12 protein-coding genes are annotated in these 15,934 nt (G+C 35.5%); 1 reads left to right on the top strand and 11 read right to left on the bottom strand.

Annotated elements, in window-relative coordinates; translation table 11 throughout:
• Positions 1-2: 2 nt before the first annotated feature.
• The 7 genes from PGH12_RS10975 to flxA all read right to left on the bottom strand — a co-directional run bounded on the left by PGH12_RS10975 (position 3) and on the right by flxA (position 8,238).
• Positions 3-1,661 (bottom strand): C45 family peptidase, encoded by a 1,659-nt coding sequence (locus tag PGH12_RS10975; RefSeq protein ID WP_267596882.1) that lies wholly within the window; start codon positions 1,659-1,661, stop codon positions 3-5.
• Entirely contained in the window at positions 1,651-3,183 is a 1,533-nt protein-coding gene (locus tag PGH12_RS10980) for a phytoene desaturase family protein (protein ID WP_267596881.1), read from the bottom strand. Before PGH12_RS10980 ends, PGH12_RS10975 begins: the two co-directional genes overlap by 11 nt.
• A gap of 235 nt (positions 3,184-3,418) precedes the next feature.
• Complete coding sequence (locus PGH12_RS10985; RefSeq protein ID WP_267596880.1) at positions 3,419-4,303, bottom strand: lysophospholipid acyltransferase family protein; 885 nt, start codon at positions 4,301-4,303, stop codon at positions 3,419-3,421.
• A gap of 71 nt (positions 4,304-4,374) precedes the next feature.
• Positions 4,375-4,629 (bottom strand): acyl carrier protein, encoded by a 255-nt coding sequence (locus tag PGH12_RS10990; protein ID WP_267596879.1) that lies wholly within the window; start codon positions 4,627-4,629, stop codon positions 4,375-4,377.
• A gap of 6 nt (positions 4,630-4,635) precedes the next feature.
• Positions 4,636-5,856, bottom strand: a complete 1,221-nt coding sequence (locus PGH12_RS10995) for a beta-ketoacyl-[acyl-carrier-protein] synthase family protein (RefSeq protein ID WP_267596878.1) — start codon at positions 5,854-5,856, stop codon at positions 4,636-4,638.
• A gap of 87 nt (positions 5,857-5,943) precedes the next feature.
• Positions 5,944-6,675 (bottom strand): flexirubin biosynthesis SDR family reductase FlxB, encoded by a 732-nt coding sequence (flxB, locus tag PGH12_RS11000; protein WP_267596877.1) that lies wholly within the window; start codon positions 6,673-6,675, stop codon positions 5,944-5,946.
• A 42-nt stretch (positions 6,676-6,717) separates the two neighbouring features.
• The gene (gene flxA, locus PGH12_RS11005) at positions 6,718-8,238 is read right to left on the bottom strand and encodes a flexirubin biosynthesis tyrosine ammonia-lyase FlxA (protein WP_267596876.1); all 1,521 of its coding nucleotides are present in this window, start codon (positions 8,236-8,238) and stop codon (positions 6,718-6,720) included.
• Between the two features lie 97 nt (positions 8,239-8,335).
• Between flxA and PGH12_RS11010 the strand changes: the two genes are divergently transcribed.
• Positions 8,336-9,580, top strand: a complete 1,245-nt coding sequence (locus tag PGH12_RS11010; protein WP_267596875.1) for an NAD(P)/FAD-dependent oxidoreductase — start codon at positions 8,336-8,338, stop codon at positions 9,578-9,580.
• A 32-nt stretch (positions 9,581-9,612) separates the two neighbouring features.
• On the opposite strand, the gene PGH12_RS11015 is transcribed toward PGH12_RS11010, so the two are convergent.
• The 4 genes from PGH12_RS11015 to dinB all read right to left on the bottom strand — a co-directional run bounded on the left by PGH12_RS11015 (position 9,613) and on the right by dinB (position 15,915).
• A complete protein-coding gene (locus tag PGH12_RS11015) occupies positions 9,613-10,218 on the bottom strand; it encodes a hypothetical protein (RefSeq protein ID WP_267596874.1) in 606 nt (201 codons plus the stop codon).
• A 51-nt stretch (positions 10,219-10,269) separates the two neighbouring features.
• Entirely contained in the window at positions 10,270-11,562 is a 1,293-nt protein-coding gene (gene flxY, locus PGH12_RS11020; RefSeq protein ID WP_267596873.1) for a flexirubin biosynthesis putative acyl-CoA ligase FlxY, read from the bottom strand.
• 123 nt (positions 11,563-11,685) lie between these two features.
• The gene (locus PGH12_RS11025) at positions 11,686-14,748 is read right to left on the bottom strand and encodes a DNA polymerase III subunit alpha (protein ID WP_267596872.1); all 3,063 of its coding nucleotides are present in this window, start codon (positions 14,746-14,748) and stop codon (positions 11,686-11,688) included.
• Between the two features lie 18 nt (positions 14,749-14,766).
• A complete protein-coding gene (dinB, locus tag PGH12_RS11030) occupies positions 14,767-15,915 on the bottom strand; it encodes a DNA polymerase IV (protein WP_267596871.1) in 1,149 nt (382 codons plus the stop codon).
• Between the last annotated feature and the right edge of the window lie 19 nt (positions 15,916-15,934).

A 15,934-nucleotide genomic window follows, 5' to 3' on the forward strand; every position in this document is an offset into this window, starting at 1 on the left:
TGCTACAACTTTTTCAAGGTCTTTTTCAGATATTTCTCAATATTTTCTTTGTCCGGAATCGTGGTAATCTCTTTGGTTAAAGCTTTTTCAAATTCAATTTTTGCCTGGGCATATTCTTTGTGTTGATAATAATACTTCCCCGCTAAATAATAGACCAGCCAGAAATCTGGATTTAAAGCCTGAAAGTGAAGAATGAAATCCCGATTTAATAGAACTCCGTCATCATCAATGGCTTTCTGAAATTTGCTGCTTTCAATCCTAAATTCCTCATAATTTTTAAACTCCTGAGTCTTCAAAAAAGGATCTTGTGCAATATTCAGTTCAGATTTTGCAAACTCGCCGCTCTTCAATCTTCGGTCAGAAAATATTTCGTTAAGATCGTAGCATACAAATTCTCCCAACTGATAAGGACTTGATGATACCCAAACCAATCTTTTATTTGGAGAAAATATGACAGCGTGATGCGCAAGAAGCTGATTAATAGCCTTTTCATTCCCGTAGCCTATGCTTTTGTCTTTTGAGCCAAACTTGTCCCGTAAAATCGAAGCCATTTTTTCAGGGTTCAGCTTTGTATTTTTCTCTAAAAGCTCCTGTAATTTTTCATAGCGGTATTCAGAATGGCTTTCTAAAATTTGCTTTTGATTTCGCTTATCGCTTTTATAAGCATCAGACTGAAAATGATTGGTGCAAAAAACTTTACTGGAATTATTAACGTCATGAACACCAAAATTACCCGGAGAAACCTCAATAATCACAGCTTTTTTATCATTTGCGCTACCCACCAATATAGATTCTGAAACAAAGACTTTACGCTTTTTCGCAATTGTGATTGCTTCGTCAATGTTTTTGGCATATTGCAGAATTTCTTTCGTAAGCAGAGAAATCGGAGTTTTTGCCGTCATAGGAATTTTTGATTTTCCGGCATTGATCGTCACAGTAAGTCCTTCTTTATTCATACCCGAAACCACACCAATCATTCCCGGCCAACTGACTGATAGATAAGGAATCCCATCCTCTGGCTCTACAAAACTGACTACTTTATTTTTTGAAAATTCGTCTCCCACATAGAAGTCAAAATTTCTTCCGATCAGCAGATTGCCGTCTTCAGTATTCTCATTCCATACCGCAAGGGATGTGCATCCTACGACCATCAAGTCCTGCATAGCATGACCGATATCGTGCGCGCCGTGCAAATACATGATCCGTCTGAATTTGGGAGCAATGAAATTATATTGATATGAAGAATATTGAGACAATCCGTACAATTCTGCCTGGTCATCATCTCTTACATTCAGATACATTTTTCTGTTGTACCACTTGAGTAAACTTCGTAAAAGATTCTGTTTAAATTTTGACGGGACAAATGTTTCCACTTTTGAAAAGAAAATTTGCTCCTGATGCTGCATTAAATCTTGAGTTAAAGCACCATTATTATAGCCAAGCTGCAAAGGATTTCCTTTGATGTATATTTCCCAAAGGCTCTGCTTATTTTTTGTGAGATAATTTTCCTTAAAGTGAAAAGTAGAATCATTAATTTTCTTTATTTCAGGAATTTCCAGCGAATACTGCTCTATTTCAGGAATATGCTGTACCGATTTTCTCGTCCCGCATGAAACAAGATGGAAAAACAAATAGAGAAAAAATAAATATTTAACTTTCATGGGTCTCCTGAAATTTGCTCAAACGTTCATCAATCAAGTTTTTTCCTAAAATCTCTGCACAAGTATTGAATGCGCCAATCGTACAACCTAAAATCCCATGCATATTTATAGATTGCCCTGTAAGAAAGAGATTGTCTATTTTGGTTTTAGGAGAAACCATTGTTTTTAGAGGATTTTCAGAAGTTTTTGCATAGCCGTACATATTACCGTCGAAACTTCCTATATAATCTCTGTACGAAAGCGGAGAAGAAGTGTAAATTTTTTTAATATAATTTCTCAGATCAGGAATTTTCTGCGCTAAAGCATCAATCATTTTTTCGGCTTTTTCAAGTTTAAATTTTTCGTACGCCTCGCCTCGCTCATGCTCATCTGCAATTGTATTAAACGTATTTTGCCACGCTCTCACCTCATCAAAATTCATATACGAAATTGCGGTAAGACTTTCTGCAAATTCAGGTTGTCGATTTGACGGCGTGCACGAAAGCATGTAGGTTTCCGGCCAGTTTTCTTCTGAATATTCACAGGCCTTCCAAACTAAATTTTTAGACGAAAAGTGATAGCTGTTATGATTGAAGTGGTGAAAAGAATGTTCTTTTAAAACTAAATAAACGCTAAAGCAAGATGTAACTGGCTCCCAGCTTAGAATTCTATTATAAAAAGATTTTTTCAGTCTGTTTTCTCCAATTAGTTTTACGGTAGAGCGAATCTCTATATTAGAAATAAATTGTCTGGCAAAATATTCTTTTCCCTCTTTAGTTCTTACTGTTGTTAACGAATTATTATCATTAAATACAAACTCATTAACTTCTGAATGCTTGTAAACATCCGCACCGTATTCCCGTAATTTTTTTATGAGTAAACGTGAAATCTGGCTACCACCTTTCAAACATTTATAAGCACTTTGAATGTAAGAATTTACCGTTAAAGCATGAACGTAAAACGGCGTATTTTCAGAATCACCACCGTACAGAAAATTAGATCCCAATAAAACTGCTTGAAGTGTTTCGTCTGAAGTAATTGATTCTATGAATCTTTTTGTATTGAGATGAAGGATTTCTTCATTATACTGGTCCTGACCGATCACATTGTATCGGGGGAAATAATTGCAGATCCGCTGAATTTCTTTACAGTAATTCTGTAAGTTTTCTCTTTCGTCAGGAAAATAAACCGAGAGTTGATCGACAAAATTATCATAACCCTGAGCATGAGGATATTCTACAACATCATCTCCGAATGAGATTTTATCATACTGGTTTACATCCATTCTCTTAAGATCAAGATCGTTGATAATTTCAAGATATGAAAAAAAATGATGAAGATTCTGCCCTTTTGACAGCCCGCCAAGATAATGAACTCCGGTATCGAAAATTAGTTTATCACGTGAAAATGTCTGTAAGTTTCCGCCATATTGATTATTTTTTTCCAGCACACAGACTTTACATCCTTCTTTAGCTAAAATAAGCGCAGAAACGAGCCCTCCGAGACCACTGCCGATAACTAATATGTCGTATTCTTTTTTCAATGAGAGAATGGCGTTTTTAAATAAAGAGTATGGATTAATATGTTTCGGCTTCGCGTAGCAAAGTACATAATATTTTGCAATTTAAAGCATAGAATATTAGCAGCCCGACTTGAATGCAGTTCTTTTGTGTAACGAAACGAAACGAAAAAGCGGAGCCCTTCGGCTGGCTTAGGATAAATTACAGGTGGATAAGCTACCAAACATGATGCAGTGATTCGACCCAGTAAATTAGAAATCACTCTTCATCATCCCAAAAATCAAAATAATTGAACCATTGCATAGGATATTTTCTGATCATCGATTCTAAATTTTGAGTATAGGATTCTAAAAGTCCCTGTGCATCACGCTTTTTAACCTTTTGAGCAATTCTGGCGTATAAATGATAATGCAGATTTTTCTCCTTCATCACGTAGACATATACAACGGGAACTCCCAATCTTGAAGCAATAAGAAATGGGCCTGCCGGAAATCTTGCACTTTTACCAAGTAAATCAGCTTCCAAAAACTTTGAGCCTTCGAAATAACGATCGCCTGTAAAACAAATAAGTTCATTTTTTGACAATGCTTCGTTGATATCAAAAATGTGCGACATATCTTCCTTCACGTAGATGAATTTGATGTTGCTTTGCTTTACAGAAACACTTTCAAGGTATTCTTTAATAACTGTAACCTCATGATCTGTAGTTACTAAATTGATCTGACAGTCAAAATCTATATCGGCGAAAAAATGTTCAGCAATTTCAAAATTCCCGATATGAGCACTGATAAGAATGCCTCCTTTTTTTTCTTCCAGAAGATTTCTCAGGTTTTCAATTCCGTCAAATTCGTACGTAAATTGATTTCTCAATCCTCCAGAAATTGCAGTTTTATCAATCAAAACCTTCCCAAATGTAAGATAACTTTGATATCTGGAAATTAATGTCTTAGAAAAGTTATAATTAAGCCTTTTTTTGAAATAATATGATAAATATCGGTTGCTCCTTTTTTCGAATAAAAAGTAATAAGCAGCTACGAAATAGAGGACAAAATAGGAACTGCGAACGCCAAGATTCTTAATGCACCAGACGAAAATTCTGTATCCTAAGATGGTGCCTTTTGACTTGCCTTTCCATTTATTCATAATAGCAGTTTAACAATGCATCCCTGCAAGAGGATAAGAAACATTATTCAGAAGTAAATTTTAATCGATAATTATTCGCTTTTTTCGGTGATTTTTTGTTGAATAGCTGAGTAAAAATCTTCGAAAGTGATAATGTTTTTGAAATCTGCCTCGCCTAATTTCACACCAAAATTCGATTCGATAACTACCACCAAATCAATATAATCTAAACTGTCTAAACCCAAAGTCTTCTTGAAGTGGGCATCATTGCTGATCTCATCACCATCTACCTCAAACTCATTGATTAAAAAATCATTAGCAATGGCAACAATTTTTTCTATTTCCATGTTTTTTTATTCAAATTTTTTAACGATTAATGCAGAATTTGTTCCCCCGAATCCGAAAGAATTTGACAAAAATACGTCAATTTTTTGGTTTTTGGTTTCAGAGATTAGATTTATCTTTTTTGCATCTTCATCGGGATTTTCCAGATTGATATTCGGAGCTACAAAATCGTTCTGCATCATAAGAATCGAGTAAATTACTTCGCTTGCTCCCGCCATCCAACATTCGTGGCCGGTCATTGATTTTGTGGAACTTACCGGAACTTTATTTCCGAAAATTTCGTGAATCGCTTTTGCTTCGTTCGCATCACCAATCGGTGTAGAAGTTGCATGTGCATTGATGTAATCAATATCTTTCACATCTAATCCAGATTGCTTCAAAGCTCGGTTCATTGCCAAAGCCGGGCCGTCAATATTTGGAGTAGAGATATGTCCGCCATTTGAAGAAAAGCCGTATCCAACAATTTCCCCTAAAATAGCAGCACCTCTTTTTTGAGCTGATTCTAAACTTTCAACAACGAGAGAAGCTGCTCCACCACTGGGAATTAAGCCATCTCTGTCGGAATCAAAAGGTCTTGAAGCTTTCTGAGGTTCGTCTTCTTTTACTGAAAAAACGCCCAAAGCATCGAAGCTTGCCATCGAATACTTATTTGTTTCCTGAGCGCCGCCACAAACGATAATTTCCTGAAAACCATTTTTTATCATCATAAAAGCAAGTCCCAAAGAATGCGATCCGCTTGCACAAGCAGCACTGACAGTTAAATTGATCCCTCTTAATTTAAAAATAGTAGAAAGATTCATCGTGACTGTAGAATTCATTGATTTGAAAATCGCTCCGGAACCCATCAGAGTTGTATCTTTCTTTTCTCTGGCGATGTCGATAGATTCTACTACAGCTTTTGATACGCTGTCGTTTCCGTATAAAATTCCGACCTCGTTTTGGTCTAAAAAGTTTTGATCAATATTGGCGTGTTTTAAGGCATCAAGCGTTGCGATATAAGCGTACTCACTTTCTTCGCCCATGCTTACGCGCTGACGTCTGTTGAGAAGATTTTTAAGATCCGGTTTTGGAACAACGCCTGAAAGGCCAGATCTGAAACCAAATTCTTTCCGCTCTTCTACTAAAACAATTCCGGATTTACCTTGATACAGGGATTCTTTCACTTCTTCCAAAGAAGTTCCGATGCAAGAATAAATTCCCATTCCGGTAATGACTACCCTATTTTCCATCTTTTTAAATTTAACAATGTATCAGTCTAGCAATGTAACAATCTTAAACATTGATAAACTCATATATTCTTATATTGGTACATTATTTTATGAATAAATTCCTCCGTTAATATTAATAATTTCTCCAGTGATGTACGAAGATTTTTTTGAGGCTAAAAATGCGACCAAATCTGCCACTTCTTCTGCTTCGCCAAAACGGTTTGCAGGAATCATAGCTTTCAACTCATCTTCATTAAAATCCTGTGTCATATCTGTTTTGATAAAACCAGGAGCTACTGCATTTACTGTAATATTTCTTTTGGCTACTTCCTGAGCCAGGGCTTTTGTAACTCCTACCAAAGCACCTTTTGCGGCTGAATAATTAGTTTGTCCGGCAGTTCCTTTCACTCCGGAAACCGAAACCATATTAATAATTCTGCCATATTTATTTCTTAATAATTTCTGAATAAAGAAATTGGTAACATTATAAAATCCATTTAAACTCGTGTTAATCACCGAGTTCCAGTCTTCACTTGGCATCCACATAAATAATCCGTCTCTTGTAATTCCGGCATTGTTGACAATGACCTCAACAATTGATTTAGGATTATTATCCTGCCATTCATTTAAAACTTTCAAAGTTTCTTCAGCATTTCCTACATCAAATTTCAGAATTTCTCCTGTAGAGCCCAATTCTTCAACTTTGGCTAAAGTTTCCTTAGCTGCAGCATCATTGGAAGTATAATTGATTAAAATATGATAATTTTTCTCTTCTGCGAGTTTTATACAGATTGCTCTTCCGATACCTCGGGAACCGCCCGTTATGATTGCACATTTCATCGATACTTGTTTTTATAATAAGAATTTATAAAGCCTTAATTGTTACGTCGTCTTTAAATATGTTTTGACCTTTTCTAAATACGGATACATCACCATATCATTTGAAAATGCAGGAATTATTTCTCGAACACGATTGTAAAGTTCTTTTGTGGAAGATGAAATTTTATCCTGATATTCAAGAAATTCAATCGCCTGCACAATTGTAATAGCTTCGATAGCCAAAACTTCAAAAGCGTTTTCAATTACTTTTCTGCAAATTACCGCAGCATTGGTTCCCATACTTACAATATCCTGATTATCATTATTATTAGGTATACTGTGAACATACATCGGGTTAGATAACATCTGGCTTTCTGCCGTGGTAGAAGTTGCCGTAAACTGAACTCCCTGCATGCCGAAATTGAACCCTAATTTACCTAAATTGACAAAAGGAGGCAATATCTCGTTGATTTTAGAATTTAAAAGATAATTTAATTGCCTTTCCGCTAGCATCGTCAGTTTTGTCACCACAATCTTCAGCTTGTCCATTTCTAACGAAATATAATCTCCGTGAAAGTTTCCGCCGTGGTAAACATGCTGATTTTCAACATCGATGATCGGATTATCGTTCGCAGAATTAATCTCATTTTCAAGAACTTTTTCTGTATATTCTAAAGTATCCAAAACAGGTCCTAAAATCTGAGGAACACAGCGAATAGAATAATATTCCTGTACTTTTTCTTTAAAAACCTTTTCCTGTTCTTCAAAATGGGTATATAAATGATCGGCTCTTTTTCTCACCAGCTTACTGTCGGATAAATGCGCTCTCATTTTTTCAGCAATTTTTTGCTGTCCAGAATGTAGTTTCGTCTGATTCAAAGCTTCTGACAAATGGTCGTCATATGCCAAAACTATCTCATTGATCGCACAAGAAAGTTTTAAGGAAATATCAATTAATTGATTGGCTTTGTAGGCATTAACAACACCTATTCCCGACATCACAGAAGTTCCGTTCATCAAACCTAAACCTTCACGAATCTCAACTTTAATAGGCGTTAATCCTTCAGTCGCAAAAACTTCTTTCGTAGATTTTCTTTCACCTTTATAAAAAACTTCTCCTTCACCAATTAAGACCAAAGCTAAATGTGCCAACTGAACCAAATCTCCGCTTGCTCCTACACCGCCGTGTTCAAAAATCAATGGCGTAACATTTCTGTTTATCAACTCTTTAAGTAAATTGACAACTGAAACATGAATTCCTGAGTTTCCTCTCGAAAGCGTATTCATTCTTGCCAGCATACAGGCTTTCACCTCATCAGCAGGCAAAGGATTTCCAATACCCGAAGAGTGACTTCTGATTAAATTATACTGAAGCTGATGCGTATCTTCATCACTGATCTTAAATTGAGCCATTGGCCCAAAACCAGTATTCACACCATAGATTACTTTATTTTTTGAAAATTCTTTAAGAAAAGAAAAACTTTCATTCACACGATTGAGAAGTACCTCATCGAGCTCTATGGTTTCATTTTCTATAATGATCTTCTGAAAATCTCTCAGTTCTAAAAAGTTATTTATTTTCATCAATTAAAAGTAATAATATATAATTTTGTAAAATATGATTAATTGTCACTAATTTTGCGGCAAAGATATAAGTTATTATTAAAATAAAAAATCAAAGATGACCAAAGAATTTGTTGATGTTCTCGTAATCGGAGCTGGACCTTCCGGATGCGTATCTTCTGCTTATCTGAAGAAGAATAATATCAACGTGAAAGTTGTTGAAAAAACAAAATTCCCAAGACTCGTAGTTGGTGAAAGTTTGATTCCTAGAGTGATGGATCATTTTGCTGAAGCAGGTCTTTTTCCGGCTCTTGATAAAATGGGATTCGAAAAAAAACTCGGAGCACGTTTTTTGAGAGGGAATGAAGTTTGTCTTTTTGATTTTAGTAATAAATTTGGTGAAGGATGGGACTGGACCTGGCAGGTTCCGAGAGCAGATTTTGATCAGGCGTTAGCGAATGAAGTCATCAATCAAGGTGTAGATCTTGAATTTGAAACCGAAGTGATCGGAATAGAATTCAACGGAACAGATTCTATTACCACCGTAAAAAATAAAGAAGGCAAAACTAAGGAAATTCATGCCAAATTCGTAATCGATTCCAGCGGTTACGGGAGAGTTTTACCAAGACTTTTAGATTTAGAAAAACCATCCAAACTTTCGCCACACTCCGCAATTTTTGCTCATGTGGAAGATATTAACAGAGAAAAAGGTACGGAAGGAACTTTAATTTCTTTCGATATTATTGAAACAGAAGTCTGGCTTTGGGTAATTCCGTTTTCGAATGGAAATACCAGTGTCGGGATTGTGGGACCAACTGAATATATTATTCAACTTTCTAAAAACGATGATACAACAGAAGCTTTACGAAAAGCTATTTCACTTTCAGATTATTATGTGAAACGTTTCGGAGACGTGGAATTTTTATTTGAACCAAAACATTTAAAGGATTATTCATGCTCAGTAAAAAAATTATTTGGAGACGGATTTGCTTTAACCGGTAATGCTTCAGAATTTCTCGACCCCGTTTTTTCATCAGGAATGGCATTTGCCACCGAAGGCGGAATGACAGCAGCAAAACTGGCAATCAGACAATTAAACGGAGAAAAAGTTGACTGGCAAACAGAATTTTCAGATTATATTTTATACGGAGTCAACGTTTTTACGACGTACGTGAAAGAGTGGTACACCGGAAATCTTCAGGAATTATTTTTTCATCAGCCGGAAAATCCGGACGTAAAGAGAAAAATATGCGCTGTTTTAGCGGGTTACGTTTGGGATAAGAAAAATACTTTTGTAAGAATACACGATACTGCGATTGTAAATCTGGCAAATTTCATTAAAACAGAAAAGCAACAAGCATAAAAAAGCGGTCTGAGAATTTTCAGACCGCTTTTTTATTTTAAAGCACTTTTGATTTCTGTGCCAAGTTTTTTTCCAGTAATGAGATATGCTGCAGCAATTCTTCCATATTCCCAAGAAAATTGATCATTCATTTTCTTACCCTGAATTTTATCTGCCGTCAGTTTCATTATAACATTTGTTGGATTATCTGTTTCTACAAATAGCAAGTCTGCTGTGAGCTTTGCTTCTTGGGAACCAATCATACCCCCGTACCAACCAGCGTAAATCCATTTTGCATCAATGATCAAAGTATATTTTGCTTTAACATCATTATTAAATTTTATTTTTTTTGATTTTGAATTGATTCCCTCGTAGAAATATTTCAAATATTCTGAAGTTTTAAATCTTTCCCATTGGTATGTCCAATTTTCCCAAACCTTCACTCCTTTTCTTGCCGTAATATCTGTTTTTCTACTTTCAATATACTGTGCTTCCGTTAAATTTTTCTCTTGATAGGTTGCCTTATCAAATTTTAGCTGAACATTTATTTCCGTCTGATCTTTTAGAAAATCAAAACTTCCCTGAGTAACATTAATTTTGTTTTGTGAAAAAACTGTAGACGCAAGAGCGAAAAACAGCACTAAAAATATTTTCTTCATAGTTTAATTTTAAGTCAGCAAAGATAACATTACTGTACGAATTTTACTAAACTACCTTAAATCTAAAAAATTAATTGGCTTTCTACTATTCGGATTAAAAACAACTTTTGACAAAACATCAAAATCTATCATCTCAATTTTCGGACTTACTCTCAATTTTGCCCTGAAATGATCTCTTACTTCGCTTTCGAAGTTCTCTTCTCCTCTATTTGTGCTGAGTTTAATGATAATCTCATCTAAACCAATCTCATTTGACTGAATCACAATCTGATAACACAAAATCCCATCAAAATCATTCAAAATATCATTCATCGCAGGTGGGTACAAAGTTGTGCCCTTATATTTAATCATCTGCTGCTTTCTTCCTACAACCGGACCTAATCTCATCGTATTTCGGCCACACTGACAAGGCTCGTAATGTGCTTTAACTAAATCTCCCGTTTTAAATCTCAATAACGGAAGTGCTTCAACACCTAAAGTAGTGATTGTAAGTTCTCCGCTTTCGCCTTCTTTTACAGGATTTTCGTTTTCATCCAGAATTTCGGTAATGATTAATTCCGGATGTTGATGTCCGCCAATCTGAAATTCGCATTCTGTAAAAGCTGTACTCATTTCTGTTGAAGCGTAAGTTGAGAATAATTGAATATTCCATTTCTCTTTTATTTTCTTTGAAAGAATATTGTCTGAGAAATCCTGATTTTTGATGCTTTCACCGATACAAATTGCTCCGTAAACACTTGAGTTTTGATAATCAACCCCATGTTTTTCTGCATAATCGATCATTTTAAGTAAAAATGACGGCACTGTGATTAAATATTTTGGCTTGTATCTGAAAATGGAATCCCACTGCAGCTCGGGAATTCCCGGCCCCATTCTTATCACACTTGCGCCCATTTTTCTTAATCCTAAAAAATACGCCAGCCCAGCCATGAATCGTTTATCAATCGTGGTGATCATCTGTACTACGTCGCCCTTTGAAATACCTGCACAGACAAATGAAATTGCCTCGTTGTAAGCTAATCTTTCCAAATCAGAATCTGACAAACCGAATGTCACGGGATCACCCAAAGTTCCGGAAGTGGTGCTGTAATCTACAATCTGATTTTGCGGAATGCAGAAAAAATCATCATTATTCTGTTGAATATCATTTTTCGATGTTGTTGGGATTTTCTGTAAATCTTCCAACGTCTGAATATCAGAAATCTCAATATTATTTTCTGTGAATAATTTCTGATAGAAAGGCGAATGATTACCAAGGTAAGCAATAAGCTCCTGAAGTTTTTGCTCCTGAAAAATTTTGATTTCCTGAACGGTTGATTTTTCGATTAATGGATAAAGTTCCAATAGTTTAAATTTAGATGACAAATTTATTTAATTAAAATTAAGTTCGATAATTTATGTTGAAAAGCTTTCATTAAACACTACTGTTAATGTAAATGTAAGAAATAGAAGAGGTGATTCTGGAAACTACTGATTGGCAATATGGTGATGTCTAGGCAATCCGATTTCATGTTCCTGAGGATAAGGTTTTCTGAAGGTCAAACTTACATCTTCTTTTATTTGCTTATGAATATCATATTGTTTTTCTTTATCATACGCATATCTGGGATCAGGAATCATCCGCATATGCGCCATTTTGTGAATGGTAATCGTTGGAAAATGAAAATCCACTTCCACGGTCCCTAACAAAAGATAACACCCACCGCCCTGGAAAGGATAATTTTTCAGATTATCCGGAAAATGAGCCGTATCAAAATAATCACCATTTACATCTATCCACGTTCCAAAATACATTTTTCCTTTTTTGGTGGGAACTTCTTTTCTTGCAATAAGATAAGCCAGCATTTTCACTTGCCTTTTATGATACTTCAGTAAGTCTTTTACATAAACAGAACCTCTGTACTTTGTTTCCAATAAATCGAAAGAGGTGCAGGAAATTGGGAAACCAATGATCTCAATCTCATCGAAAGCATCCTCAAACTCTTCTCTTTTTAACTTCGGAAGATGAAATTCTTCTACAGGTTCTTCAAAAAGCATTAGCTCTTTATTTTCAGGTTTAAAATTAACAAGCAGCAATCTGGCTTCTACCAGAAGTACATTTTTAGGTTTATCTGTAAATCTAAATGCTCCGATAAAAATTAGAATCTGCAGCGTTTCAATACCAATCGGGATTCGCTTAATAAAATCTTCTAATGATTTATAATTACCGTTTTTTTGACGTTCCTCTACAATAGCATTAGAAATTCTATCTTCGAAATTCTCTAAATTCATAAACCCCAAATAGATTTCTTTACCTTTTAAGACAGTCTGAAATTCGCTGTTGTTGACACATGGTGTTCTAATGATACCACCAGACATTTTTGCCTCATGAATGTAAACTTCGGTGCGGTAAAAACCACCCTGATTATTAATCACAGAAACCATAAACTCCAAAGGATAATAGACTTTTAAATATAAACTCTGGTAACTTTCTACTGCATAAGAAGCCGAATGAGCCTTGCAGAAGGAATATCCTGCAAAAGATTCAATCTGTCTGTAGGCTTCAGCAGTGAGCTGAGCCGAGTGACCTAATTTTCTGCAAGACTCAAAAAAATCACTTTTTACTTTCTGTAGCGCAGACAGAGATCTTCCTTTGCCACTCATCGCGCGGCGAAGAATATCACCATCTGCCAAAGATAGTCCTCCGAAATATTGGGCAATTTTAATAACGTCTTCCTGATACACCATAATACCATATGTATCAGATAAATGTTCTTTAAAAATCGGATGAAAATATTCAAATTTATCTGGATTATTGTGCCTGTAGATATATTCGCGCATCATTCCGCTTTGCGCTACTCCCGGTCTGATAATAGATGATGCTGCCACCAAAGTAATGTAATCTTCGCATTTCAGTCTTCTTAAAAGTCCCCGCATTGCCGGAGATTCTATATAAAAACACCCTATCGTCTTTCCCTGAGATAAATGCTCATTGCATTTTGATTCATTCTTTGAAATTGAGGTATCCCGGATATCAACATCAATTCCTCTCGTTTTTTTTATGAGTTTTACGGTATCATTGATCGTTCCGAGCCCTCTCTGAGAAAGAATATCAAATTTTTCCAGACCTATTTCCTCAGCAGTATGCATATCAAACTGAACTATAGGAAAGCCTTTCGGTGGCATCTCTAATGCTGTGTAAGTAGTGATGGGCGCTTCACTAATGAGAATTCCACAGGCATGCATACTTCTCTGATTGGGAAACTTTTCCAAAAGTTTAACACATTCATGAATTGATTTAACAACAGAATTATGGTCATGAATTTCCATTGATTTTTTTGTGAGTTCATCTAATTCTTCTTTAGGCAGACCAAATACCTTTCCTACTTCTCTAAATTTTGATTTATATTTAAACTCTACATTGGTTCCGCAAAAAGCAACATGGTCTTTCCCATATCGATTAAAGATATATTCTAACATTGTATCCCGATCCTGCCAACTCCAGTCGAGATCAAAATCCGGCGGAGTTTTTCTGTTAAGGTTAAGAAAACGCTCAAAATAGAGATCAAGCTCTATAGGGCATATGTCTGTGATTTCCAGACAGTAACTCACAATACTATTGGCTCCGCTTCCACGCCCCACATGCATAAAGCCAGCACTATTACTGTATCTTATAATATCCCAGGTGATCAAAAAATAAGCACTGAAATGAAGATCATCAATTACTTTCAGTTCTTTTTCGACCCGCTTTTTGGCTTCTGCATGCTCAAGACCATATCTTTTTTTTAATCCTGCATAGGCTAAATTTCTAAGAAGTTTAAGATCATCTTTTTTTGACCCTGTATAATATTTTTTATTTTTTACTTCTTTAAAATCAAATTCAAAACTGCAGGAATTTAAAATATTATTGGTATTTTCAATAATCTCAGGATATCGTTGAAAATCATCCTGAATATTTTTTGGAGATTTAAAATATTCTGATTTACTACAAATCTCTTTTTTCGTCAGTTTTGAAAGAAGCGTATTATGAGCAACGGCTCTGAGAACACAGTGGAGTTTATATTCTTCCTTCGTGCTAAAAGTAACAGGCTGAAGAATAACCATCTTAGAAATAAGTTTTTTAAATTCCGGACGCACCAAAAGATTAAGTTCCGTTTCTCTGATTCCTATATATTCATCTTTTTTTAATATTGCGGGAATATTATCTATCGGATAAACAACAAATACCTGATCAAATTCGGGAGCTGTTTCCGAAAGATCTTTGCCATCACAATGATATTCACTTAGGATTTTATTGACTTCCCCAATACCGCTGAAGGTTTTTGCAATAGTAATGTATAAAAGTTTGTTTTCTTTTCTTACCTCAATTCCGGCAATGGGCTTTATCCCATATTTTTCACATTCTTTTTTAAAATCATAGATTGCAGTCACGGTATTAATATCCGTAAGAACCAATACTTTTACTCCTAATTCATATGCTTTTTTTACCAATCCTTCAACCGATAAAGTACCATAACGAAGACTGTGAAAAGAGTGACAATTGAGATACATTGATGAAAATTTAAAAAATTACTTTCCGAACTCAAATCCTGAAGCTCGCCCTACAGCATCTGACCCGAACCTGTTTTTGATATAATCCATTGTTTGATATAAATTCATTTGTTCTTCTGTATCTTCAAAAAGATTCATCTGGTGATTCCCATGAACCAGATCAGTAAAACGCAAACCCACGAGCCTGATACGCATTCTTCTTGTATAAACTTTCTCAAAAAGCTGCAATGCCACTCTGGAAAGAGTATGATCAGCAGAAGTATAAGTAACTCTGCTTTGTTTGGTCTCAGTATCAAAATTTGCATATCTGATTTTTATAACAACGGTTGACGTGAGCCATTTTTCACGTCTTAATTGATAGGCCAGCTTTTCGGCCATACCGGATATCAATCTTTTTAGTTCGGCGATATCCATAGTATCTGCAGCAAATGTTTTTTCTGTTGAAATAGATTTTCTTTCAGAGTAAGGCACAACGGGATTCTCATCAATGCCATTTGCCTTTTTCCAAAGTTCTTTCCCATTGATACCAATCATTTGCTGAAGAACGAGTACTGGCATTTCAGACAAAGTATGAATGGTACGAATCCCGATTCTGGAAAGAAGCTGAAACGTTTTATCACCCACCATCGGAATTTTTTTTATCGATAAAGGGCTTAAGAAAGGTTTTATTTCAAGTTCTTTAATTTCTAATTTCCCAACAGGTTTAGACTCTCCTGTGCCGATTTTAGAAACGGTTTTATTGGTAGAAAGAGCAAAACTTATCGGAAGTCCTGTTTCTTTATTAACTGCTGATGCAATTTCTTTTGTCCATTGATAACATCCAAAAAACTTGTCCATTCCTGAAAGATCGAGGTAAAATTCATCAATACTTGCCTTTTCCATCACGGGTACTTTTTCCTGAATAACTTCCGTCACCAGATGAGACAGATTAGAATACAGTTCATAATCGCCCCGAATCACCTTTGCATCAGGACAAAGCCGAAGTGCCATTCTTATAGGCATTGCCGAGCGTACACCAAATTTTCTAGCTTCATAAGAGCAAGATGCTACAACTCCACGATCTCCACCGCCGATGATGAGAGGAATTCCTTCAAGCTGAGAATTGTTTCTCCTTTCACAGGAAACAAAGAATGCATCCAAATCCATATGTACAATTGCCCTATTCATTTTACAAAAATAGATACAT

Source organism: Chryseobacterium sp. CY350 (assembly GCF_027945075.1).
In the GTDB taxonomy this organism is placed as follows: domain Bacteria; phylum Bacteroidota; class Bacteroidia; order Flavobacteriales; family Weeksellaceae; genus Chryseobacterium.